This is a genomic window from Streptomyces lucensis JCM 4490 (genome assembly GCF_014650035.1).
GTDB classification, from domain to species: domain Bacteria; phylum Actinomycetota; class Actinomycetes; order Streptomycetales; family Streptomycetaceae; genus Streptomyces; species Streptomyces lucensis.
In genome coordinates this window covers 134,805-156,917 of the sequence record NZ_BMUE01000015.1, presented here as the reverse complement: position 1 = coordinate 156,917, position 22,113 = coordinate 134,805, and the positions used below count along the sequence as shown (strand labels likewise).

Genomic DNA, 22,113 nt, shown 5'->3' with positions numbered 1-22,113 from the left:
AAACGTCAGTCGAGCCAGGCCAGGCGCAGCGCGGCCACGGCGGCCAGGGCCAGCGCGGGGGCGGCCCAGACCAACCCCATGGCCCGGCGCACCGACGGGAACAGCCACAGGCCCGCCACCGCACCGGCGGCGGCCAGGGTGAGCAGGCAGGCCAGGGCGATGCCCGCGTACGCGCCGTCGTCCCAGGGCCCGGAGGGACGGGTGACGAGCGAGGCCCAGCAGCAGAACGCGGCGACGAGGGTGAGCAGCGTGACCGGCACCGCGAGGACGAGGCGGACGCCGCCGCGGTCGTCGTACGGGCTGTCGAGCGGGTCCCTACTGCGGGGCATCGGCGATCGTCGTCCTCGGGTCGGGTGAATCCGGTCATGGCGGGGAACGCCCGATGCTAGCGTCCGGGCATGGCCAAGGTGACTGTCTCGCTCGACGCCCAGCTCGTCGTGGAGGTCATGGTGCTCGCCGGGGTGAGCAGCCCCCAGGACGCGGTCGTCCGCGACTACATCGAGCGCGGGCACCGCACGGAGGCGCGGGTCGCCGCCCGCGACGAGGCGCTGCGCGAGGTGGACGCCAAGCCCCGGGACCCGGAGGGCTGAGCCCGGCATCCCGCCGGCCGCGGGACGGAGCGGGCCGGCCGTCACGCCACCCGGTGGCCGTTCTCCAGCTCCGCCGTGCCGGAACCGGACGCGAGGACCTCCAGTGCGGCCAGCACGCGGCGGCCGAGGGCGCCGAGAAGGTGGCCGGGGAGGTCCTCGGGCGACACCAGGCGCCAGGACAGCAGCTCCTCCTCCTGCAGGCGGATGGCCTTGAACTCGGCGTCGGTGAGGACTCCGCCGTCGTACAGGTACGCCACCAGCGGCGGCCGTCCCGTGCCGTGCACCCAGTCCACGGCCAGCAGCCGGCCGAGCTCCCGGTCGAGCCCGATCTCCTCCAGGGTCTCCCTGCGGGCGCCCTGGCGCGGGGTCTCCCCCTCGTCGGACTCGACGGTGCCGCCCGGCAGCGCCCAGCCCTCCCGGTAGTTGGGCTCGACGAGCAGCACCCGCCCCTCGGCGTCCCGGAAGAGCGCGGCGGCACCGGCGAGGACCCGGGGCAGGCCCGCGATGTAGGCGGCGAAGGAGTCAGTCGTGGTCATCCAGGAAGGGTAACCAGACGGCGCGGGGTCACGGTCCGCTCGTCGCGAGGCGCAGGGTGCGTTCGGCCAGCGCACTGATCCGTACGCCGTCGAAACCGAACACCGCGCTGCGGACCGTGTCCTGAAGCGGTTCCGTCCACTGCGCCGGGATCGCCGCCGCGCCGGTGAGCACCCCGGCCACCGATCCGGCCGTCGCCCCGTTGGAGTCGGTGTCCAGGCCCCCGCGCACGGTGAGCGCGATGGTCCGGGTGAAGTCGCCGTCCCCGTACAGCAGCCCCGCGGTGAGCACGGCGGCGTTGGGCACCGTGTGGATCCAGCCGAGCCCGGCCGTCTCCCCGGACACGGTCGCCAGGGTCTCCTCCCAGGGCAGCGCCGCGTCGTGCAGGGACGCCACCCGGCGCACGGTCCGGGCCAGGCGGCTGCTCGCCGGGATCAGGCCCAGCGCGCTCTCCAGCGCGTCCCGCACGGACGGGGCGGTGAAGGCCGCGGCGATCAGCGCGGCCGCGAACATCGCGCCGTAGACGCCGTTGCCGGTGTGCGACAGCACCGCGTCCCGGCGGGCCAGGCCGGCGGCGCGGGACGGGGCGCCGGGACAGGTCCAGCCGTGGACGTCGGCCCGGATCAGGGCGCCGATCCACTCCTGGTACGGGTTGTCGTACGTCGCCGTCAGCGGCGGCTTCAGCCCGTTCGCGAGGTTGCGGTACGCCGCCCGTTCCGCGGTGAACGTCTGCAGGTACGGCAGCCTCAGCAGCCACAGGTCGCCGACCTGCTCGGTGCTGAAGCCGAAGCCGTGCGTCTCCAGCAGGTGCAGGCCGAGGATCGCGTAGTCCACGTCGTCGTCCCGGCAGCTGCCGTGGATCCGGCCGCGCACGCACGCGCGCCACTCCGGGCGCAGCACGGCGGTCTCGGCGGCGTCGGCGGGCTCGGGGAGGTAGTCGGTGAGCGGCAGGGCCCCGGCCCGCCGCAGGTAGCGGTCGATGCGGTCGCGGGTCCACACCTCACCCTGTTCGACCGGCTTGCCGAGCATGTTGCCCGCGATCCGGCCGAGCCAGCCGCCGTGGATGCGGTCGGCGAGGTCCGGACCGGTGTCGAGGTGGCTCATGGCTGGCGTCTACCCGTTTTCCCCGGGCGCCTCCCAGCGGCTTCCCAGGGTCAGGGCAGGGCATGACGGCGGCGTCGGCTTGAGGTTAAGGTCACAGCGGCGCGACTGGCCCCGACGTGCGCGGGGCCCGGAGAGCAAGGGGAGAGCAAGGTGGCGGACGCTGCAGTGGACGAGACCCGTCGGGTGCTCATCGCCGCGGACAAGTTCAAGGGCTCGCTGACGGCCGCGCAGGTCGCCGAGCGGGTGACGGCCGGGCTGCGCCGGGTCGTACCGGATCTTCGCGTCGAGGCGCTGCCCGTGGCCGACGGCGGCGACGGGACGGTGGCCGCGGCGGTCGCGGCGGGTTTCGAACGGCGGGAGGTGCGGGTCGCCGGACCGCTCGGCCAGGAGGTCACCGCCGCGTTCGCGCTGCGCGCGGGCACCGCGGTCGTGGAGATGGCCGAGGCGAGCGGCCTCCAGCGGCTGCCGGCGGGGGTCTTCGCCCCGCTGACCGCCTCCACGTACGGCTCCGGCGAGCTGCTGCGGGCCGCGCTGGACGCGGGCGCGCGGACGATCGTCTTCGGCGTCGGCGGCAGCGCCACCACGGACGGCGGCGCGGGCATGCTCTCGGCACTCGGCGCGCGGTTCCTGGACGGCGACGGCGAGCCGGTGCCCCCGGGCGGCGGCGGACTGGCCGGCCTGGCCCGCGCCGACCTGTCCGGTCTCGATCCCAGGCTGTCGTCGGTCGACCTGGTGCTGGCGAGCGACGTGGACAACCCGCTGACCGGGCCGAAGGGCGCGGCCGCGGTGTACGGCCCGCAGAAGGGCGCCACACCGGACGACGTCGACGCCCTGGACGCGGCCCTCGCCCACTTCGCGCAGGTGCTGGAGGCCGAGGCCGGTCCGCGGGCGGCACGCTACGCCGTGTCGCCGGGCGCGGGGGCGGCGGGCGGCATCGGCTACGGCGCCCTGCTGCTGGGCGCCCGGTTCCGGCCCGGCATCGAGGTCATGCTGGACGTGCTGGGCTTCGGGCCGGCGCTGGAGCGAGCCTCGCTGGTGATCACCGGTGAGGGCTCGCTGGACGAGCAGACCCTGCACGGCAAGGCGCCGGCGGGTGTCGCCGCGGTGGCGCGTGCCGCGGGCAAGGCGGTCGTCGCGGTGTGCGGGCGGCTGGCTCTGCCGGAGGAGAGGGTGCGCCTGGCCGGCATCGAGCGGGTGTATCCGCTGACGTCCGTGGAGCCGGATGTCGCCCGGTGCGTGGCGGAGGCGGGCCCGATCCTGGAGCGGGTCGCTGTCCGCGTGGCCGAGGACTACCTGCGCTGACCCGTCCGGGGCCCGCGCCCGGATCGCCCACCCGGCCGCCCGTCTCGGTCGGCTGGAGGGGTGCCGAGGAGCTTCGGGGCTGTGCCCCCGGATCCCCGGGCCCCCGGATCCCCGGGCCCCCGGGCCCCCGGATCCCCGGGCCCCCGGACGTCCGGGCCCCCGGGCCCCCGGGCCCCCGGACCCCCGGGCCCCCGGACGTCCGGGCCCCCGGGCGTTTGCGCGTCTGGCCGGCTCGGTCGGGCGGCGGGGGCCCGGCATTCTTGGGGGGGGCGGGGGCGTAGCCCCCGGGGACGGTGTCTTGACAGCCGACCGAGTCGGGTGGGTGGGTGGGCGAACAAAGGGGGTCTGGGGGCGAAGCCCCCAGACGGCCCGCACCCGCACCGGCACCGGAACAAGCGAACGGCCCCGAACCCACCACAGGTCCGGGGCCGAAAAAGCGGAGCGCTACGGCTGGGCCGCCCGCGCCTCCCGCCGGTTGTCGCGGAAGTTGTTCACCCGGCGGGCCGTGGCGAACAGCGGGATCACCGCGCCCATGACCAGCTGCAGCGCGCAGCCCGTCTGGAGCAGCAGCTGGCCGCTCGGGGCGTCGAAGGCCCACGCGGCCAGCAGACCCATGGACAGGACGATCCACGAGAGCATCGCCCCGGCCAGCCGGCCCCGCGGCTTCGGGTACTCCACCCGGCTCACCATCAGCCACGCCGTGCCCAGGATCGCCAGCAGCGTCGCCACGAACGGCAGCTCCAGCAGGACGATCGAGACGACCGTCAGCGCGCCGAACGGCGACGGCATGCCCTGGAACACGCCGTCCTTCATCGTCACGCAGGAGAAGCGTGCCAGCCGCAGCACGACGGCCAGGAGCACCACGATCGCCCCGAGCGCGGCCACTCTCTGGTGCGCGTCGTCCGCGACCATGCCGTAGACGAGGACGAAGTACGCGGGCGCCAGGCCGAAGCTGATCAGATCGGAGAGGTTGTCCAGTTCCGCGCCCATCGGGGAGGAGCGCAGCTTCCGGGCCACCAGTCCGTCGAACAGGTCGAAGACGGCCGCGCAGAGCATCAGGATGACCGCCGTGGCCGCGCTGTGGCGGGCCATGCCGGACTCCTGGCTTCCGGTGAGGTGCGGGATCAGGATGCCGGTGGTGGTGAAGTACACCGCCATGAAGCCGCAGGTGGCGTTGCCCAGCGTGAGGGTGTCCGCTATCGACAGGCGGAGAGAGAGGGGCATCTCCTCCTCGTCGTCCACCTCGTCTGCCTCGGGCACCCAGCCCGCCTGGGTCTCCGGATCAATCACGGTCAATGCGAGTCACCCCAGCCACGGTCTTCTGGCCGACCTCGACCGCGACCTCCACACCCTCGGGCAGGTAGAGGTCGACACGCGAGCCGAAGCGGATCAGACCGATGCGGTCGCCCTGCTCGACCTTCGTGCCCTGCGGGATGTAGGGCACGATGCGGCGGGCCACCGCGCCGGCGATCTGGATCATCTCGATGTCGCCGAGTTCGGTGTCGAAATGCCAGACTACGCGCTCGTTGTTCTCGCTCTCCTTGTTGAAAGCCGGAACAAAGCCGCCGGGGATGTGCTCCACCGACGTCACCGTGCCCGCGAGGGGGGCGCGGTTGACGTGGACGTTGAGCGGGCTCATGAAGATCGCGACGCGGGTGCGCCCGTCCTTCCACGGCATGATGCTCTGCACCACGCCGTCGGCGGGCGAGATGAACCGGCCCGTGGCGATCTCGCGCTCGGGGTCGCGGAAGAACCACAGCATGCCCGCCGCGAGCGCGGTGGCGGGCACGGCGACGGCCTTCGCGGCGCCCGAGCGGCGCGCACGGGCCAGGCTGAGGGCTGCGGTGGCGACGGTCGGGAGAAGCCACGGCGATGCTCCGCGCGCGAGGCGTACGCCGGCTCGGCTGTCGCGAGGTGCAGAGGTGAGGCTGTGGGGCATGGATGACCTTCGTAGCGGATGATGCCGCGCTAGGACGGGGGACGGCGGCTTTCCGGGGATCGTACCGGTCGGGGGCCACAACTGGGCAAGCCAGTCAGTCGAGTCGGAGGCCGAACAGCGTCTACGGGGTGTGATCTTCTTCTCGAAGAAAACACCCCGTATCCGGACAATCAACCCTGGAAGCGGTACTCTTCGAGCAGTCTGCGACCAATGATCATTTTCTGGATCTCGGCGGTGCCTTCACCGATCAGCAGCATCGGGGCCTCGCGGTAGAGGCGCTCGATCTCGTACTCCTTGGAGAAGCCGTAGCCGCCGTGGATCCGGAAGGCGTCTTCCACGACCTCCTTGCAGTACTCGGAGGCGAGGTACTTCGCCATGCCTGCTTCGAGGTCGTTTCGTTCCCCGGAGTCCTTTTTGCGTGCCGCGTTCACCATCATGGCATGCGCGGCCTCGACCTTGGTGGCCATTTCGGCCAGCTTGAACTGGATGGCCTGGTGCTGGGCGATGGCCTTGCCGAAGGTGTGCCGCTGCTGGGCGTACTGGACGCCCAGCTCGAAGGCGCGCTGGGCGACGCCGCAGCCGCGCGCGGCCACGTTGACCCGGCCGACCTCCACGCCGTCCATCATTTGGTAAAAACCTCGGCCGGTGACGCCGCCGAGCACCCGATCGGCCGGTACCCGCAGGCCGTCCATGATCAGCTCGGTGGTGTCGACGCCCTTGTAGCCCATCTTGTCGATCTTGCCCGGAATGGTGAGGCCGGGGCGGACCTCGCCGAATCCGGGCTCCTTCTCCACGAGGAAGGTCGTCATGGACTTGTGGGGTGCCGTGCCCTCGGGGTGTCCTTCGTCACTCCGGACGAGAACGGCCACCAGCGAGGAGGTGCCACCGTTCGTCAGCCACATCTTCTGGCCGTTCAGGACGTACTCGTCGCCGTCCTTGACCGCCTTCGACGTGATGGCCGACACATCGGAGCCCAGGCCCGGCTCCGACATCGAGAAGGCGCCGCGGATGTCGCCGGCCGCCATGCGGGGCAGGAAGTGGTCCTTCTGCTCCTGCGTGCCGTGCTGCTTGAGCATGTACGCGACGATGAAGTGGGTGTTGATGATGCCGGACACCGACATCCAGCCGCGGGCGATCTCCTCCACGCACAGCGCGTAGGTCAGGAGCGACTCGCCCAGGCCCCCGTACTCCTCGGGGATCATCAGACCGAACAGGCCGAGTTCCTTCAGGCCGTCCACGATCGCTTGCGGGTACTCGTCGCGGTGCTCCAGCTCGGTGGCGACCGGGATGATCTCCTTGTCCACGAAGTCGCGGACGGTGGAGAGGATCTCCTGCTGGACGTCGGTCAGACCGGCGGTCTGGGCGAGGCGCGCCATGGCTACTTCTCCGTCTTTTCCGAAGGGGCGGTCAGCTCCGGGCGGCCGGGCTGCTCGCCGCCGCGCTCCTTGATGTACGTCTCGGTGGGCACCATGACCTTGCGGCGGAAGACGCACACGAGGGTGCCGTCCTGCTTGTAGCCCTTGGTCTCCACGTAGACGATGCCGCGGTCGTTCTTCGACTTCGACGGCCACTTGTCCAGCACGGTCGTCTGGCCGTAGATCGTGTCGCCGTGGAAGGTCGGCGCCACGTGCTTGAGCGACTCGATCTCCAGGTTGGCGATCGCCTTGCCGGAGATGTCCGGCACGGACATGCCGAGCAGCAGCGAGTAGATGTAGTTGCCCACCACGACGTTCTTGCCGAAGTCCGTCGTCTTCTCGGCGTAGTTGACGTCCATGTGGAGCGGGTGGTGGTTCATGGTGAGGAGACAGAACAGGTGGTCGTCGTACTCCGTGACCGTCTTGCCCGGCCAGTGCTTGTACGTCGCCCCGACCTCGAACTCCTCGTAGGTGCGTCCGAACTGCATCGCGCTCAGGGCTCCTTAGTTGGCGGGGATCTCGAACTTGCTGGTGCGCTGCATGCCGGCGGCGCGCCCCTTGCCGGAGATGACCAGGGCCATCTTGCGGCTGGCCTCGTCGATCATCTCGTCGCCGAGCATCGCGGAGCCCTTCTTGCCGCCCGCCTCGGAGGTGTAGTAGTCGTACGCGTCCAGGATCAGCTCGGCGTGGTCGTAGTCCTCCTGGGAGGGCGAGAAGATCTCGTTGGACGCCTCGACCTGGCCCGGGTGCAGCACCCACTTGCCGTCGAAGCCGAGGGCGGCGGCGCGCTGGGCGACCTCGCGGTAGCCCTCCACGTTGCGGATCTGGAGGTAGGGGCCGTCGATCGCCTGGAGGTTGTTGGCGCGGGCGGCCATCAGGATCTTCATCAGGATGTAGTGGTAGGCGTCCGCCGGGTAGCCGGGCGGCTGCTCGCCCACGACGAGGGACTTCATGTTGATGGAGGCCATGAAGTCGGCCGGGCCGAAGATGATCGTCTCCACGCGCGGGCTGGCCTGCGCGATCTCGTTGACGTTGTTCAGACCCTGGGCGTTCTCGATCTGCGCCTCGATGCCGATCTTGCCGACCTCGAAGCCCATCGTCTTCTCGATCTGGGTGAGCAGCAGGTCCAGCGCGACGACCTGCTGGGCGCTCTGCACCTTCGGCAGCATGATGCAGTCGAGGTTCTGGCCGGCGCCCTCGACGACCGTGACGACGTCACGGTACGTCCATTCGGTCGTCCAGTCGTTCACCCGCACGACGCGCGTCTTGCCGGTCCAGTCGCCCTCGTTGAGGAACTTGACGATGGTGTGCCGCGCCTCGGGCTTGGCGAGCGGCGCGCACGCGTCCTCCAGGTCGAGGAAGACCTGGTCGGCGGGGAGGCCCTGTGCCTTCTCCAGGAAGCGCGGGTTGCTTCCCGGCACCGCCAGGCAGGAGCGGCGGGGGCGAAGGCGGTTGACTGTCGTCATGCGGGGACCTCCAGGGGGTCGAGCTTGTTCGCTTTCCGGATCTCGTCGGCGATGCGGCCGATGATTCCGGTGATGTCGAAGTCCTTCGGGGTGAACACCGCGGCCACTCCGGCGGCCCGGAGATCCTCGGCGTCACCGTTCGGGATGATGCCACCTGCGATCACCGGTATATCTGTGGCACCGGCCACACGCAGGCGCTCCAGCACGTCCGGCACCAGCTGCGCGTGCGAGCCGGACAGGATCGACAGGCCCACGGCGTGGACGTCCTCCGCCAGGGCGGCGTCCACGATCTGCTCGGGGGTGAGCCGGATGCCCTGGTAGACCACCTCGAAGCCGGCGTCGCGCGCGCGGACGGCGATCTGCTCGGCGCCGTTGGAGTGACCGTCCAGGCCGGGCTTGCCGACCAGGAAGCGCAGCTTGCCGACGCCCAGCTCGCGGGCGGTGGCGTCCACCTTGGCGCGGACCTCGGCCATGGCCGAGCCGGCCTCGGCGGTGACGGCCACCGGTGCGGAGGACACCCCGGTGGGCGCCCGGTACTCGCCGAACACCTCGCGCAGGGCGCCCGCCCACTCGCCGGTCGTGACCCCGGCGCGGGCGCACTCCAGCGTGGCCTCCATCAGGTTGCCGGTGCCCTTGGCGGCCTCCTTCAGCCGTTCCAGCGCCTTGCACGGACGCGGGTGGTTGAAGGGCGGCTGGTAGCGGGTGTCCCGCCAGTTCTGCAGCGACGCGATGACGCGGGCCTCGACCGCCGGGTCGACCGTCATGATCGCGGTGTCCAGGTCGGCCGTGAGCGGGTTCGGCTCGGTCGTCTCGAAGACGTTGACGCCGACGATCTTCTCCTCGCCGGACTCGATCCGCGCCCGGCGCTCGGCGTGCGAGGAGACGAGCTGCGCCTTGAGGTAGCCGGACTCGACGGCGGCCATCGCGCCGCCCATCTCCTGGATCCGGTCCATCTCGGCGAGGGACTCCTCCACCAGGGCGTTCACCTTCGCCTCGATGACGTGCGAGCCCTCGAAGATGTCCTCGTACTCCAGCAGGTCGCTCTCGTGGGCGAGCACCTGCTGGATGCGCAGGCTCCACTGCTGGTCCCACGGCCTGGGCAGCCCGAGGGCCTCGTTCCAGGCAGGCAGCTGCACGGCACGCGCGCGGGCGTCCTTGGAGAGGGTGACCGCCAGCATCTCCAGCACGATCCGCTGGACGTTGTTCTCCGGCTGTGCCTCGGTCAGGCCGAGCGAGTTCACCTGGACGCCGTAGCGGAAGCGGCGCTGCTTGGGGTTCTCGATGCCGTACCGCTCACGCGTGACCTTGTCCCAGATGCGGCCGAAGGCCCGCATCTTGCACATCTCCTCGACGAAGCGGACCCCCGCGTTGACGAAGAAGGAGATGCGGGCCACCACCTCGCCCATGCGCTCCTCGGGCACCTGGCCGGAGTCGCGCACGGCGTCGAGCACGGCGATCGCGGTGGACATCGCGTACGCGATCTCCTGCACCGGCGTGGCTCCGGCCTCCTGCAGGTGGTAGCTGCAGATGTTGATCGGGTTCCACTTCGGGATGTGGGAGACCGTGTACGCGATCATGTCCGTCGTCAGGCGGAGCGAGGGCCCGGGCGGGAAGACGTGCGTCCCGCGGGACAGGTACTCCTTGACGATGTCGTTCTGGGTCGTGCCCTGGAGCTTGGTGATGTCCGCGCCCTGCTCCTCGGCGACGACCTGGTAGAGCGCCAGCAGCCACATGGCGGTGGCGTTGATCGTCATCGAGGTGTTCATCTGCTCCAGGGGGATGTCCTGGAACAGCCGGCGCATGTCACCGAGGTGAGAGACGGGCACGCCGACCCGGCCGACCTCGCCGCGGGCGAGGATGTGGTCGGGGTCGTAGCCGGTCTGCGTCGGCAGGTCGAACGCCACCGACAGACCGGTCTGGCCCTTGGCGAGGTTGCGCCGGTACAGCTCGTTGGACGCCTCCGCCGTGGAGTGACCGGCGTACGTGCGCATGAGCCACGGCCGGTCCTTCTCCCTCCGCGATCCGGAGGGCTGACGCTCAGTCATCTGTGTCCTCCGGGTCCTCAGATGTTCCGGAAGCGGTTGATGGCGTCGATGTGCTTGGCGCGCATCTCCTCGTCGCGCACGCCGAGGCCCTCCTCGGGGGCGAGGCACAGCACGCCGACCTTGCCCTGGTGCAGGTTGCGGTGCACGTCGTAGGCGGCCTGGCCGGTGTCCTCCAGGGAGTACACCTTCGACAGGGTGGGGTGGATCTTGCCCTTGGCGATGAGGCGGTTGGCCTCCCAGGCTTCGCGGTAGTTGGCGAAGTGCGAGCCGATGATGCGCTTCAGCGACATCCACAGGTACCGGTTGTCGTACTCGTGCATGTAGCCCGAGGTGGAGGCGCAGGTGGTGATGGTGCCGCCCTTGCGGGTGACGAACACGGAGGCGCCGAAGGTCTCGCGGCCGGGGTGCTCGAAGACGATGTCGATGTCCTCGCCGCCGGTGAGCTCACGGATGCGCTTGCCGAAGCGCTTCCACTCCTTCGGGTCCTGGGTGTTCTCGTCCTTCCAGAACTTGTAGCCCTCGGCGTTGCGGTCGATGATCGACTCGGCGCCCATGGAGCGGCAGATGTCGGCCTTCTGCTCGCTGGAGACGACGCAGATCGGGTTGGCGCCGCCGGCGAGGGCGAACTGGGTGGCGTAGGAGCCGAGGCCGCCGCTCGCGCCCCAGATGAGGACGTTGTCGCCCTGCTTCATGCCGGCGCCGTTGCGGGAGACCAGCTGGCGGTAGGCGGTGGAGTTCACCAGGCCCGGGGCCGCGGCCTCCTCCCAGCTGAGGTGGTCCGGCTTCGGCATCAGCTGGTTGGACTTCACCAGCGCGATCTCGGCGAGGCCGCCGAAGTTGGTCTCGAAGCCCCAGATGCGCTGCTCGGGGTCGAGCATGGTGTCGTTGTGGCCGTCGGAGGACTCCAGCTCGACGGACAGGCAGTGGGCGACGACCTCGTCGCCGGGCTTCCAGGCGTTGACGCCCGGGCCGGTGCGCAGGACGACGCCGGCGAGGTCGGAGCCGATGATGTGGTACGGCAGGTCGTGCCGCTTGGCCAGCTCGTTGGTGCGGCCGTAGCGCTCCAGGAACCCGAACGTGGACAGCGGCTCGAAGATCGAGGTCCACACCGAGTTGTAGTTGACCGAGGAGGCCATGACGGCCACCAGGGCCTCGCCCGGGCCCAGCTCGGGCAGGGGCACCTCGTCGAGGTGGATGGACTTGCGCGGGTCCTTGTCGCGGGTCTGCAGGCCCGCGAACATCTCCGTCTCGTCCTTGTGCACGGTGATCGCGCGGTACGACTCGGGGACGGGCAGGGCGGCGAAGTCGGCGGACGTGGCGTCCTTCGACTGGATCGCGTCGAGGATGTCCTTCACGGTCACGGTGTTGCCTCCGGCGGTGAGCGCCCTGAGGGAGGGGCGCCTGGGGGATCGTCGGTGCTGCGGTGAGTGCTGCTGAGGGTTTTGAGGGTGTGCCGTCGGTTCGGCCCGGTGGTGCTTCGGCAGCGCTTTGTGGCGCGGGAGGTTGCCTGTGACGCAGGCGTCCGGGCGCGCAGGCCGTGGGCTTGCGGGGACAGCCGGCGAGCGAATGGTCTCTGCGCGCCGACCGCCCGGACACTCTCAACGTATGACACCGCGTGTCAGGTGACAAGGCACTGAGTGCCAGAACTTGGCCTCAGATGAAATCTTTACGCAACAAATGAGCGATGATCGATCGAACGGGCTCTGAAATCTCTCCGAAAAAGGCCTCTGACATGCCAAAACGGCCACCCCGAAGGGTGGCCGTCATCACAGCGCGCGAGGACGCGGAGGTCCTGTCAGCGGTCCTTCAGCGCCTCCTCGATGGTCCGCATGACCTCGTCCAGCGGGGCGTCGGTACGGGCGACCGTCACCAGCACCTCGCCGTGCGCCGACACCGACGCGGGGGCGGTGGCGGCGGCCGGCCTGGCGGCCGGGCCGCGCCCGGCCCCGATCCCGGTGCCGAACGTCTTGCGCACGATCGCGAAGGCGTGGTCCAGCTGGGCCTCCACGTCGCCCTGGCCGTCCGCCCGCAGCCAGCGCCTGAGGACGTGGTTGTGGGCGGTGACCACGGCCGAGGCGGCGACCTCGGCCAGCAGCGGGTCGTCGTTGGCGTCGTCGGCGTGCGCGCGCTCGTCGAAGTGGCCCAGCAGATAGCGCGTGAACAACCGCTCGTAACGGGCCACCGAGGCGATCTCGGCCTCGCGCAGGGTGGGCACCTCGCGCGTGAGCTTGTAGCGGGCCACCGAGATCTCCGGCCGGGCCGCGTACATCCTCATGACTTCCTTGATCCCGCGGCACACCGTGTCGAGCGGGTGCTCGTGCGCGGGGGCGGCGTTGAGGACCGCCTCGGCGCGGATCAGGGTGTCGTCGTGGTCCGGGAAGATCGCCTCTTCCTTGGAGCGGAAGTGGCGGAAGAAGGTGCGCCGGGCGACACCGGCCGCGGCCGCGATCTCGTCGACGGTGGTGGCCTCGTACCCCTTGGTCGCGAACAGCTCCATGGCCGCGGCCGCCAGTTCTCGGCGCATTTTCAGCCGCTGTGCGGCGGCGCGACCGCCTGCGGCACTCTCCGGCGCGTCGGACGTGGCTGGTGGACGTGAGGACTTGGCGGGCTGGGACATGATCTGAACGTACTGCATACGCGCAGCCCGGTGCGCGGGCCCGGGGTTTCCCCCGCCCGCGGGGGGCGGGGGACCGGCGGGCCGGGCGGGCGGGGCGAACGCGGCCGGATCGAGCAGTCCGCCCCAGTCCCGGTCGTCTTCGAGCCAGTCGCCGGCGCCGTCAGCGGCGGGCATACTCGCGGAAGCCGCGGCCGGTCTTGCGGCCGAGGCAGCCCGCGGCCACCAGGTGCTCCAGCAGCGGGGCCGGGGCGAGGCCGGGGTCGCGGAACTCGCGGTGCAGCACCTTCTCGATGGCCAGCGAGACGTCCAGCCCGACCACGTCCAGCAGCTCGAAGGGGCCCATCGGGTAGCCGCCGCCGAGCTTCATGGCCGCGTCGATGTCGTCCAGGGAGGCGTAGTGCTCCTGGACCATCTTGATCGCGTTGTTGAGGTACGGGAAGAGCAGCGCGTTCACGATGAAACCGGCCCGGTCGCCGCAGTCCACCGCGTGCTTCCTGATGCGGGCGCAGACCTCGTGGACCGTGGCGTGGACGTCGTCCGCGGTCAGCACCGTGCGGACCACCTCGACCAGCTTCATCGCCGGCGCCGGGTTGAAGAAGTGCATGCCGATCACGTCCTGCGGACGCGAGGTGGCACGGGCGCACGCGACGACCGGCAGGGAGGAGGTGGTGGTGGCGAGGACCGCGCCGGGCTTGCAGATCTTGTCCAGCGCCTGGAACAACTGCCGCTTGATCTCCAGGTCCTCGGCGATCGCCTCGACGGCCAGGTCGACGTCGGCGAAGGCGTCGTACGAGCCGGCCGGGGCGATCCGGTCCAGGATCTGCGCGGCGGCCTCGGCGGTCAGCCGGCCCTTGTCGACGGACCGGGCGAGGGACTTGCCGATGCGGGCCTTGGCGGCCTGGGCCTTCTCCTCGCTGCGGGCGGCCAGGACCACCTCGTAGCCCGCCTTCGCGAACACCTCGGCGATGCCGGAGGCCATGGTGCCGGAACCGGCGACGCCGACCGAGCGGACCTCGCGCCCCGGGGTGGCCGGGCCGCCCTCGGCCGGGGTCAGCGCGTCCGGCACGACCGTGGCGCTGCCCGGCGCCTCGTAGGTGTAGAAGCCGCGCCCGGACTTGCGGCCGGTCAGGCCGGCCTCGCTGAGCTGCTTGAGGATCGGCGCGGGGGCGTGCAGCCGGTCGCGGGACTCGGCGTACATGGCGTCCAGGACGGTGCGGGCGGTGTCGACGCCGATCAGGTCCAGCAGGGCGAGCGGGCCCATGGGCAGGCCGCAGCCGAGCCGCATCGCCGCGTCGATGTCCTCGCGGGAGGCGTACTTGGCCTCGTACATGGCGGCGGCCTGGTTCAGGTAGCCGAACAGCAGGCCGTCCGCGACGAATCCGGGGCGGTCGCCGACCGCGACCGGCTCCTTGCCCAGCTCGATCGCGAGGTCCGTGACCGCGGCGACGGCCTGCGGGGCGGTCAGCACCGAGGAGACGACCTCGACCAGCTTCATCGCCGGCGCCGGGTTGAAGAAGTGCAGGCCGAGCACGCGCTCGGGACGTGCCGAGTCGGCGGCCAGCCGGGTCACGGACAGGGCGTTGGTGCCGGTCGCGAGGATGGTCTCCGGGCGGACGATGCCGTCCAGCTCGCGGAAGATCTGGTGCTTGACCTCGTACGACTCCGGGGCCACCTCGATGACGAGGTCGGCGTCGGCCGCCGCGCGCAGGTCGGTGAAGGTGCGGACCCGGGCCAGCACCTCGGCGCGCTCCTCCTCGCCGAGCCGGCCGCGCGCCACGGCGCGGGCGGTGGAGGCCTCCAGGGCGGCGAGCGACTGCGCGGCCTGGGCCTCGCTGATGTCGATGCCGATCACCTCGCGGCCGGCCTTCGCCAGGACCTCGGTGATGCCGGTGCCCATGGTGCCGAGGCCGACGACGGCGATCGTCCTGAGCGAGGAGGAAGGGGTGTGGGACAGGGGAGTGGCCATCGCGGGACTCCAGGAATGAGGGTGACGACGAGGAGCGCGCCGGGTGCGCCGGAAGGCGCACCGCGGAGCGTGTGGAATGCGGGTGTTTCCGGGCTGCTGAGCGCACACGCCCGGTGCTGCCGGTGCCGAGGGCGCGCACACGCCCTGCAGCGGCTGTTCCGCCCGGCTCTGTCCCGAAGCCGGGTCGTACTGCGGTACACACGGTGTACCGAACCGACCGAACTCGCGACGGCTGCGTCACCAAACCGTCGCCAGTGGATGTGCGAGAGGGTTACTCGCTCGTATGAGCCTAACCGGCGGGTAACGAGCGCGCCAGCCCCCGGCGCCGATCCGGCTTTGTGATGTACCTCCCTCACCGGGCGCCACCCGCCTACCCTGGTGCCGTGGACGCAGAGTCGCGATCGCTCACGGAACGCTTACGGCAGGAGTCGCAGGGCGCGGCGGCGTACGACCGGCTGCTGGCGACCGAGGACCCCGACGAACTCGCGGAGGTGCTCACCGCCCCGGGACAGCAGCTGTGGGCCAGGGAACTGGCCGCGTTCCGGCTGGGCTTGGCCGGTGACCGGCGGGCCTTCGAGTCCCTGGTCCTGCTGCTCAACCACCGCGATCCGCCGCGCTGCGCCTCGGCCGCCCACGCGCTCGCCCGCCTCGGCGACCCGCGCACGGCCCGCGCGGCCGCCGCCCTCGCCACCAACGAACTGCGCGTCGCCTACGCCCTGCACCCGGTACGGCTGCTGGTCGCCCTCCGCGCGCCCGAGTCGGTGCCCGCCCTGATCACCACCCTGGAGCGGCGGCTGCACCCGCACGACCCGTACCGCCGGGTCGCCCTGGCCTGCGTGGAGGGCCTGGGAGCGCTGGGCGACCCCCGGGCCCGCCGCGTCCTGACGGAGGCCCTGGCCCACCCTTCCCTGGCCCAGGCCGCCGTGCACGCGCTGTCCCTGATCCCGGAGCAGCGCCGGACGAGGTGACGCGGGCCCTGCCCCGCGGTCGCCGCCCGTATCAGCCGCGGAAGCCCAGCAGCTCGTGCAGTGTCGTGGCCCGGGACGACGGCGAAGCCGTCCTGCCCTTGAGCGGCTTGGGTTCGGGGGACCTGGGGCAGGTCGCGTCGGCCGTGCCGGAGCCGTGCGGCAGCCTGCCGTCGGCCAGGTACGCGGCGAGGTGGCCGTCCAGACAGGCGTTGCCGTTCAGCGTGATGCCGTGGTTGCCGCCGCCCTCCTCGACCACCAGGCTGGAGCGGGCCAGCAGTCGGTGGACCCTGACACCGCCCGGATAGGGGGTGGCCGCGTCGTCGGTCGCCTGGAGGATCAGCGCCGGCGGCAGGTCGTCGTTGGCGATGTCCACCGGCTTCAGCGGCCGGACCGGCCAGAACGCGCAGGGGGCGTTGTACCAGGCGTTGCTCCAGGCCATGAACGGCGCCTTCCCGAACACCCGCCACGTGTCCGCGCGCCAGCGGTTCCAGTCGCGCGGCCAGGAGGCGTCACGGCACTGCACGGACGTGTAGACGCTGTAGCCGTTGTCGCCCTCGCCGTCCACGGCGGCCAGGTGGTCGTACGCCGTCAGGAGCGGCCCGGTCTCCCCGTGGTGGACGTAGGCCGCGAAGGCCTCGGCGAGGTACGGCCAGTAGCCGTCGTAGTAGCCGCCGGGGACGAAGGTGTCCTCCAGTTCGGAGGCGCCGATCCGGCCGCCGGCCGGTCTCCTCGCCAGGGCCGCCCGCATCGCGTACCAGCGGGCCTCTACCCGCGCGGGGTCCCCGCCGAGCCCGTACGCCGCGTCGTGCTTCGCGATCCACGCCATCAGCGCGCGGTGGCGGTCGTCGAAGGCGTAGTCCTGGTCCACGTTGTCCCGGTACCAGGTGCCGGCGGGGTCGACGACCGAGTCCAGCACCAGGCGGCGCACCCGCCCGGGGTACAGCTTCGCGTAGACCGCGCCGAGGTAGGTGCCGTAGGAGTAGCCGAAGTAGCTGATCCGCCGTGCGCCGAGGGCCCGGCGGACCAGGTCCATGTCCCGCGCGGCGCTGACGGTGCCGATGTACGGCAGCAGGCCGGCGTACTTGCGGCCGCACGCGGCGGCGAAGGACCGCGCGCGTTCCAGGTTCGCGCGCTCCAGCGCGGGCGTGGCCGGCACGGTGTCCGGGCGTACCGGCCCGAAGTGGCCGGGCGCGCAGTCCAGGGCGGGAGTGCTCCGGCCGACGCCGCGCGGGTCGAAGCCGATGACGTCGTACTGGGCCGCCACGCCGCTGGGCAGCGCCGAGGCGACGAACCCGGCGAGCGTCAGTCCGCTGCCGCCGGGGCCGCCGGGGTTGACCAGCAGCGGGCCCTGGAAGGTCCTGGCGGTGTGCGGGATACGGGACAGGGCGAGCGTGATCTGCCGGCCCGACGGCCGCGCGTGGTCCAGCGGCACCCTCAGGGAGGCGCACTGGAGCGCCGGGTAGTCGCTCGTGCCGCACTTCTTCCAGCCGATCGCCGCCGCGGCCGCCGCAGCCGCCCGCGCGGGGACGGGCGCGACAGGGGCCGCCGCCAGCGCGACGGCCGCGCACAGCACGGCTGCGCGTGTTCTCATGCGTCCTCCCGGGACGGCGTGCCGGCGCACCGTGCGGATCACGGTGCCCGCCGCATCGATCCCGGGAACGGGGACCCGTGGAACGCGTTCGGGCGATACTTGACCCAATTGGGCCGAGGGATGCCCTCGAACGCCGCCGCACCCGGGCGCCCCCGGTCCCGAACGCTCTCAGATGAGGGTGAGTTGGGTCGGTTCCGCAGCCGTGGGCGACGGTGCGGGCTCCGCCGGCCGGATCCGCCGTGCGGCGCCGGCGCGCGCCGGCCCGATGCCGTACTCCCGCGCCAGTTCGTGCACCTGACGGGTGATCCGGCGCTGGTACCACCTGGGTGCGTAGGCGCCCTCGGCGTACAGCCGCTCGTAGCGGCGCACCAGGTGCGGGTGGTGCTGTCCGAGCCAGGCCATGAACCACTCGCGGGCGCCCGGCCGCAGGTGCAGTACCAGGGGCGTGACGGAGGTGGCCCCGGCCGCCGCGATCGCCCTGACCGTGTCCCGCAGTTGAGCCGGATCGTCGCTCAGGAACGGGATCACCGGCGCCATCAGCACCCCGCAGCCGATGCCGTGCTCGCCGAGCGTGCGGACGACCTCCAGCCGGCGCTCGGGCGCCGGGGTGCCCGGCTCCACCGTGCGCCACAGCCCGGCGTCGAGGAAGCCGACGGAGACCGAGATGCCGATGTCCGTCACCTGCGCCGCCCGGGTCAGCAGGTCCAGGTCGCGCAGGATCAGGGTGCCCTTGGTGAGGATCGAGAACGGGTTCGCGTGGTCGGTGAGGGCGGAGATGATGCCGGGCATCAGCCGGTAGCGGCCCTCGGCGCGCTGGTAGCAGTCGACGTTGGTGCCCATCGCCACGTGCTCGCCCTGCCAGCGGCGGGAGGCCAGCTGGCGGCGCAGGACCTCGGGCGCGTTGACCTTCACCACGATCTGGGTGTCGAAGCCGACGCCGGTGTCCAGGTCCAGGTAGGCGTGCGTCCGGCGTGCGAAGCAGTACACGCACGCGTGCGAGCAGCCCCGGTAGGGATTGACCGTCCATTCGAACGGCATGCGCGAGGCCCCCGGCACCCGGTTGAGCACCGAGCGCGCCCGGACCTCGTGGAAGGTCATCCCGCGGAACTCGGGCGTGTCGAACGTCCGCGTGGCCACGGCGTCCGCGCCGAACAGCGCGGCATCGGCGGCCCGGCCGTGCTCGGCGGGCTCCCCGGACTCCACGGTGAGGTTCTCCCAGCGCATGACGCCTCCTCGGTAGCACTGCCCACACAATAGAACATGTGTTCCCATGATCGTGCGGTCCCCGATTTGAGGGCCCGGCCACCGGGGTGGTTGGCTTGCCCCAACCCCGAGCAACCAGGTCCTGGAGGAATGCAATGGCGCAGGTCGAGGCCACTACCGAGCGGGTCGTCGCGGCGGACGCGGAGAAGGTGTTCGACGCCCTCGCCGACTACCGCGGCACGCGGCGGAAGGTGCTGCCCGAGCAGTTCAGCGAGTACGAGGTGCGCGAGGGCGGCGACGGCGAGGGCACCCTCGTCCACTGGAAGCTCCAGGCCACCAGCAAGCGGGTGCGCGACTGCCTCCTGGACGTCACCGAGCCCACCGACGGCGAGCTGGTCGAGAAGGACCGCAACTCCTCCATGGTCACCACCTGGCGCGTCACCCCGGCCGGTGAGGGCAGGTCCCGGGTCGTCGTCACCACCACCTGGAACGGTGCCGGCGGCATCGGCGGCTTCTTCGAGAAGACCTTCGCCCCCAAGGGCCTCGGCCGGATCTACGACGCCGTACTCGAGCGCCTCGCCACCGAGGTCGAGAAGTAGCACCAATCCGCTGCCGGTGAAGGGGTGTTGGGCTCCTTCACCGGTTCGAGTGGATCTCCGCGCCTTCTCTGGCGGTGCCGTAACTCTCCGCATTTGTTCGCAGTTGTCGCCTTGCGCGGTAAACGTGACTGGGGCGACGAGGGGAGAGGTACGTGGGCCGGACGACGCTGGTGGAGCACGAGCCGGCCGTGACGCCGGCCGCGGCGCAGGAGACCGGGGCTGCCGGGGAGGCGCCCGCCGCGCCGCCGCCCGCGCCCGCCGCCGAACTCGGCGCGGGACGTGTGCGGTTGGTCTTCCTCGGGCTGATGCTCGCGCTGCTCCTCGCGGCGCTCGACCAGATGATCGTCGCCACCGCCCTGCCGAAGGTCGTCGGCGAGCTGCGCGGCCTGGACCGGATGTCCTGGGCGATCACCGCCTATCTGCTCACCTCCACCATCGGCCTGCCCCTGTACGGCAAGCTCGGCGACCTGTTCGGCCGCAAGGGCGTCTTCCAGTTCGCCATCGCCGTCTTCGTCGTGGGCTCCGCGCTCGCCGGCCGGGCGCAGTCGATGGACCAGCTGATCGCCTACCGCGCCGTGCAGGGCGTCGGCGCGGGCGGACTGATGATCGGCGTGCAGGCGATCATCGCCGACGTCGTGCCGCCCCGCCGGCGCGGCCGCTACATGGGCCTGATCGGCGCCGTCTTCGGCCTCGCCTCCGTCGCGGGCCCGCTGCTCGGCGGCTACTTCACCGACCACCTCTCCTGGCGCTGGTGCTTCTACATCAACGTCCCCTTCGGCCTGGTCACCCTCGCCGTCGTCACCGTCGTCCTCAAGCTCCCGCGGCCGCGCTCCCGCGGGCGCCTGGACGTGCCGGGCGCGCTGCTGCTCGCCGCCGCCTCCACCTGCCTGGTCCTGCTGACCAGCTGGGGCGGCACCGAGTACGCGTGGGGCTCGCGGCAGATCCTCGGGCTCGGCGCCGGCGCGGCCGCGGCCGCCCTGCTCTTCCTCGTCGCCGAGCGCTTCGCCGCCGAACCCCTCATCCCGCTGCGGCTGTTCCGCGACTCCGTGTTCAACATCAGCGGCCTGGTGGGCCTGGTGATCGGCGTCGCCCTCTTCGGCGCCGCCAGCTACCTGCCGACCTTCCTGCAGATGGCCGACGGGGCCAGCGCCACCGAGTCCGGGCTGCTGATGCTCCCCATGATGGCCGGGATCGTCGGCGCCTCGATCATCGGCGGGCAGCTCATCAGCCACACCGGCCGCTACAAGATCTACCCCGTGCTCGGCAGCGCCGTCGCCGCCGTCGGCATGTGGCTGCTGTCCCGGCTCGAGGCCGACACGCCCCGGCTGCACTACAGCATCTGGATGGCCGTCCTCGGCACCGGCATCGGCATGGTGATGCCCGTCCTGGTCCTCGCCGTGCAGAACTCCGTGCGTCCCGCCGACCTCGGCACCGCCACGAGCGCCAACAACTACTTCCGGCAGATCGGCGGCAGCGTCGGCGCCGCCGTCTTCGGCACCCTCTTCGCCGACCGGCTCACCGACTCGCTGCGCGAGGAGCTGCCCCCGGGCGCGGGCGTCCGGCTGCCCGACGCCGACTCCATCACCCCGCAGCTCGTCCACGCGCTGCCCCCGGCCCTGCGCGACGCCTACATCCGCGCCTACGCCGACGCCATGCCCCGGGTCTTCCTCTACCTCGTCCCGGTGCTCGCCCTCGGCCTGTTCATCGCCTTCTTCCTCAAGGAGAAACCACTGGTGTCCCACAACGCCCCCGCCGCCGACCAGGAGACCGCGCAGGCAGGCGCCCCCATCCCGCAGGCCCGCTTCCAGCCGCCGGCCGAGGGGAGCGGCAGCCCGTCGCGCTCGCCGTTCCCCGCCGGGATCCCGGTCTGCGGCACGGTGCAGCACCCCGACGGCACCGTGGTGCCCCGCGCCGCCCTCACCCTCATCGACGTCGCCGGACAGCAGATCGGCCGGGGCGCGAGCGGCGAGGACGGACGGTACGCGCTCAGCACCCCCGGCTCCGGGTCGTACGTGCTCATCGCCGCCGCCGGCGGGCACCAGCCGCAGGCCGTCTCCGTCACCGTCGGTGAACGGCCCGTCGAGCTCGACGTCGTCCTCGGCGGCGCCGGACGGCTCGCCGGCGCCGTCGTCACCGCCGACGGCAGCCCCGTGCGCGACGCCACCGTCACCCTGACCAACGTGCACGGCGAGGTCGTCGCGGCCACCCGCAGCGGCCGCGAGGGCGGCTATGTCATCACCGAACTGGTCGCCGGCGAGTACACCCTCGCCGCGAGCGCCCCCGCCTTCCGGCCCGCCGCGCTCCCCGTCACCGTGCAGGCCTCCCGGGAGACCCGCCAGGACGTCGAACTCGCGGGCGGCGCCGTGCTGAAGGGCACCGTCCGGGCGAGCGGCGGCCGCGCCGTGGAGGACGCCCGGGTCACGCTCCTCGACGCCGCCGGCAACGTCGTCGACACCCTCACCACCTCGACCGACGGGACGTTCCGGTTCGTCGACCTCTCCTCCGGCGAGTACACCGTCATCGCCGCGGGCTACCCGCCGGTCGCCACCGTGCTCCAGGTGGCGGGAGGCGGCCGTACCGAACGCGACCTGCAGCTGGGACACGAGGACTGACCGGGGGCGAGGAGACGGGGGCGCCGCGGGGCGCCGGGCCGCGCGCCGGTGCGAACACGTGAAACCAATTCAAGGATTGCCACACATCGCCACCGGCCGCCGCCGTACCGTAGTCGCGGGGCGGCACAGATCGTTTGCGGACAGCCGTGGGGAGAGAGGGCC

At 71.8% G+C, this 22,113-nt stretch carries 19 protein-coding genes; 5 read left to right on the top strand and 14 right to left on the bottom strand.

The genetic code is table 11. The annotated features are described in order from the left end of the window. Positions 1-5: 5 nt before the first annotated feature. Positions 6-329, bottom strand: a complete 324-nt coding sequence (locus IE177_RS28360; protein WP_190018294.1) for a hypothetical protein — start codon at positions 327-329, stop codon at positions 6-8. Positions 330-398: 69 nt separating this feature from the next. On the opposite strand from IE177_RS28360, the gene IE177_RS28355 reads away from it, so the two are divergent. Beyond that, a complete protein-coding gene (locus tag IE177_RS28355; protein ID WP_190018293.1) occupies positions 399-590 on the top strand; it encodes a DUF2191 domain-containing protein in 192 nt (63 codons plus the stop codon). Between the two features lie 41 nt (positions 591-631). Here IE177_RS28355 and IE177_RS28350 read toward each other — a convergent pair whose 3' ends face one another. Next, complete coding sequence (locus tag IE177_RS28350; RefSeq protein WP_190018292.1) at positions 632-1,126, bottom strand: NUDIX domain-containing protein; 495 nt, start codon at positions 1,124-1,126, stop codon at positions 632-634. A 28-nt stretch (positions 1,127-1,154) separates the two neighbouring features. After that, complete coding sequence (locus IE177_RS28345) at positions 1,155-2,228, bottom strand: ADP-ribosylglycohydrolase family protein (protein ID WP_190018291.1); 1,074 nt, start codon at positions 2,226-2,228, stop codon at positions 1,155-1,157. A gap of 183 nt (positions 2,229-2,411) precedes the next feature. Here IE177_RS28345 and IE177_RS28340 point away from each other — a divergent pair, with 183 nt between their 5' ends. Continuing rightward, positions 2,412-3,530, top strand: a complete 1,119-nt coding sequence (locus IE177_RS28340) for a glycerate kinase (protein ID WP_190018313.1) — start codon at positions 2,412-2,414, stop codon at positions 3,528-3,530. A 444-nt stretch (positions 3,531-3,974) separates the two neighbouring features. On the opposite strand, the gene pssA is transcribed toward IE177_RS28340, so the two are convergent. The 9 genes from pssA to IE177_RS28295 form a co-directional block, all read right to left on the bottom strand. Then, positions 3,975-4,790 (bottom strand): CDP-diacylglycerol--serine O-phosphatidyltransferase, encoded by an 816-nt coding sequence (pssA, locus tag IE177_RS28335; protein ID WP_190018312.1) that lies wholly within the window; start codon positions 4,788-4,790, stop codon positions 3,975-3,977. A gap of 22 nt (positions 4,791-4,812) precedes the next feature. Then, positions 4,813-5,469 (bottom strand): phosphatidylserine decarboxylase, encoded by a 657-nt coding sequence (locus tag IE177_RS28330; RefSeq protein WP_190018290.1) that lies wholly within the window; start codon positions 5,467-5,469, stop codon positions 4,813-4,815. A gap of 170 nt (positions 5,470-5,639) precedes the next feature. Next, positions 5,640-6,845, bottom strand: a complete 1,206-nt coding sequence (locus IE177_RS28325) for an acyl-CoA dehydrogenase family protein (RefSeq protein ID WP_190018289.1) — start codon at positions 6,843-6,845, stop codon at positions 5,640-5,642. 2 nt (positions 6,846-6,847) lie between these two features. Further along, positions 6,848-7,372, bottom strand: coding sequence for a MaoC family dehydratase (locus IE177_RS28320; RefSeq protein WP_190018288.1), 525 nt, complete (start codon positions 7,370-7,372; stop codon positions 6,848-6,850). 15 nt (positions 7,373-7,387) lie between these two features. Continuing rightward, positions 7,388-8,350 (bottom strand): HpcH/HpaI aldolase/citrate lyase family protein, encoded by a 963-nt coding sequence (locus IE177_RS28315; RefSeq protein ID WP_190018287.1) that lies wholly within the window; start codon positions 8,348-8,350, stop codon positions 7,388-7,390. Further along, entirely contained in the window at positions 8,347-10,395 is a 2,049-nt protein-coding gene (locus tag IE177_RS28310; protein ID WP_190018286.1) for an ethylmalonyl-CoA mutase, read from the bottom strand. The genes IE177_RS28315 and IE177_RS28310 overlap by 4 nt, the downstream gene beginning before the upstream one ends. A gap of 17 nt (positions 10,396-10,412) precedes the next feature. Then, complete coding sequence (gene ccrA / locus IE177_RS28305) at positions 10,413-11,756, bottom strand: crotonyl-CoA carboxylase/reductase (protein ID WP_190018285.1); 1,344 nt, start codon at positions 11,754-11,756, stop codon at positions 10,413-10,415. A 434-nt stretch (positions 11,757-12,190) separates the two neighbouring features. Further along, on the bottom strand, positions 12,191-13,030 hold the full coding sequence (locus IE177_RS28300; protein WP_190018284.1) for a TetR family transcriptional regulator: 840 nt from the start codon (positions 13,028-13,030) through the stop codon (positions 12,191-12,193). 142 nt (positions 13,031-13,172) lie between these two features. Next, positions 13,173-14,978, bottom strand: coding sequence for a 3-hydroxyacyl-CoA dehydrogenase family protein (locus tag IE177_RS28295; RefSeq protein ID WP_190018283.1), 1,806 nt, complete (start codon positions 14,976-14,978; stop codon positions 13,173-13,175). A 383-nt stretch (positions 14,979-15,361) separates the two neighbouring features. On the opposite strand from IE177_RS28295, the gene IE177_RS28290 reads away from it, so the two are divergent. Further along, positions 15,362-15,946, top strand: a complete 585-nt coding sequence (locus tag IE177_RS28290) for an adenylosuccinate lyase (protein ID WP_190018282.1) — start codon at positions 15,362-15,364, stop codon at positions 15,944-15,946. 31 nt (positions 15,947-15,977) lie between these two features. Here IE177_RS28290 and IE177_RS28285 read toward each other — a convergent pair whose 3' ends face one another. Both IE177_RS28285 and IE177_RS28280 read right to left on the bottom strand, forming a co-directional pair. Then, positions 15,978-17,537: an alpha/beta hydrolase gene (locus tag IE177_RS28285; RefSeq protein WP_190018281.1), complete on the bottom strand. Its 1,560-nt coding sequence runs from the start codon at positions 17,535-17,537 to the stop codon at positions 15,978-15,980. 168 nt (positions 17,538-17,705) lie between these two features. Further along, the gene (locus IE177_RS28280) at positions 17,706-18,761 is read right to left on the bottom strand and encodes an Rv2578c family radical SAM protein (RefSeq protein WP_190018280.1); all 1,056 of its coding nucleotides are present in this window, start codon (positions 18,759-18,761) and stop codon (positions 17,706-17,708) included. A 134-nt stretch (positions 18,762-18,895) separates the two neighbouring features. On the opposite strand from IE177_RS28280, the gene IE177_RS28275 reads away from it, so the two are divergent. Together IE177_RS28275 and IE177_RS28270 are read left to right on the top strand one after the other, a co-directional pair. Further along, the gene (locus tag IE177_RS28275) at positions 18,896-19,339 is read left to right on the top strand and encodes an SRPBCC family protein (protein ID WP_190018279.1); all 444 of its coding nucleotides are present in this window, start codon (positions 18,896-18,898) and stop codon (positions 19,337-19,339) included. Between the two features lie 152 nt (positions 19,340-19,491). After that, positions 19,492-21,951: an MFS transporter gene (locus tag IE177_RS28270; protein WP_190018278.1), complete on the top strand. Its 2,460-nt coding sequence runs from the start codon at positions 19,492-19,494 to the stop codon at positions 21,949-21,951. Positions 21,952-22,113: the final 162 nt, after the last annotated feature.

Coding starts and splice junctions, on each gene's coding strand:
- IE177_RS28360 (WP_190018294.1), bottom strand. CDS start 329: ATGCCCCGCAGTAGGGACCCGCTCGACAGCCCGTACGACGACCGCGGC.
- IE177_RS28355 (WP_190018293.1), top strand. CDS start 399: ATGGCCAAGGTGACTGTCTCGCTCGACGCCCAGCTCGTCGTGGAGGTC.
- IE177_RS28350 (WP_190018292.1), bottom strand. CDS start 1,126: ATGACCACGACTGACTCCTTCGCCGCCTACATCGCGGGCCTGCCCCGG.
- IE177_RS28345 (WP_190018291.1), bottom strand. CDS start 2,228: ATGAGCCACCTCGACACCGGTCCGGACCTCGCCGACCGCATCCACGGC.
- IE177_RS28330 (WP_190018290.1), bottom strand. CDS start 5,469: ATGCCCCACAGCCTCACCTCTGCACCTCGCGACAGCCGAGCCGGCGTA.
- IE177_RS28325 (WP_190018289.1), bottom strand. CDS start 6,845: ATGGCGCGCCTCGCCCAGACCGCCGGTCTGACCGACGTCCAGCAGGAG.
- IE177_RS28320 (WP_190018288.1), bottom strand. CDS start 7,372: ATGCAGTTCGGACGCACCTACGAGGAGTTCGAGGTCGGGGCGACGTAC.
- IE177_RS28315 (WP_190018287.1), bottom strand. CDS start 8,350: ATGACGACAGTCAACCGCCTTCGCCCCCGCCGCTCCTGCCTGGCGGTG.
- IE177_RS28310 (WP_190018286.1), bottom strand. CDS start 10,395: ATGACTGAGCGTCAGCCCTCCGGATCGCGGAGGGAGAAGGACCGGCCG.
- IE177_RS28300 (WP_190018284.1), bottom strand. CDS start 13,030: ATGCAGTACGTTCAGATCATGTCCCAGCCCGCCAAGTCCTCACGTCCA.
- IE177_RS28295 (WP_190018283.1), bottom strand. CDS start 14,978: ATGGCCACTCCCCTGTCCCACACCCCTTCCTCCTCGCTCAGGACGATC.
- IE177_RS28285 (WP_190018281.1), bottom strand. CDS start 17,537: ATGAGAACACGCGCAGCCGTGCTGTGCGCGGCCGTCGCGCTGGCGGCG.
- IE177_RS28280 (WP_190018280.1), bottom strand. CDS start 18,761: ATGCGCTGGGAGAACCTCACCGTGGAGTCCGGGGAGCCCGCCGAGCAC.
- IE177_RS28275 (WP_190018279.1), top strand. CDS start 18,896: ATGGCGCAGGTCGAGGCCACTACCGAGCGGGTCGTCGCGGCGGACGCG.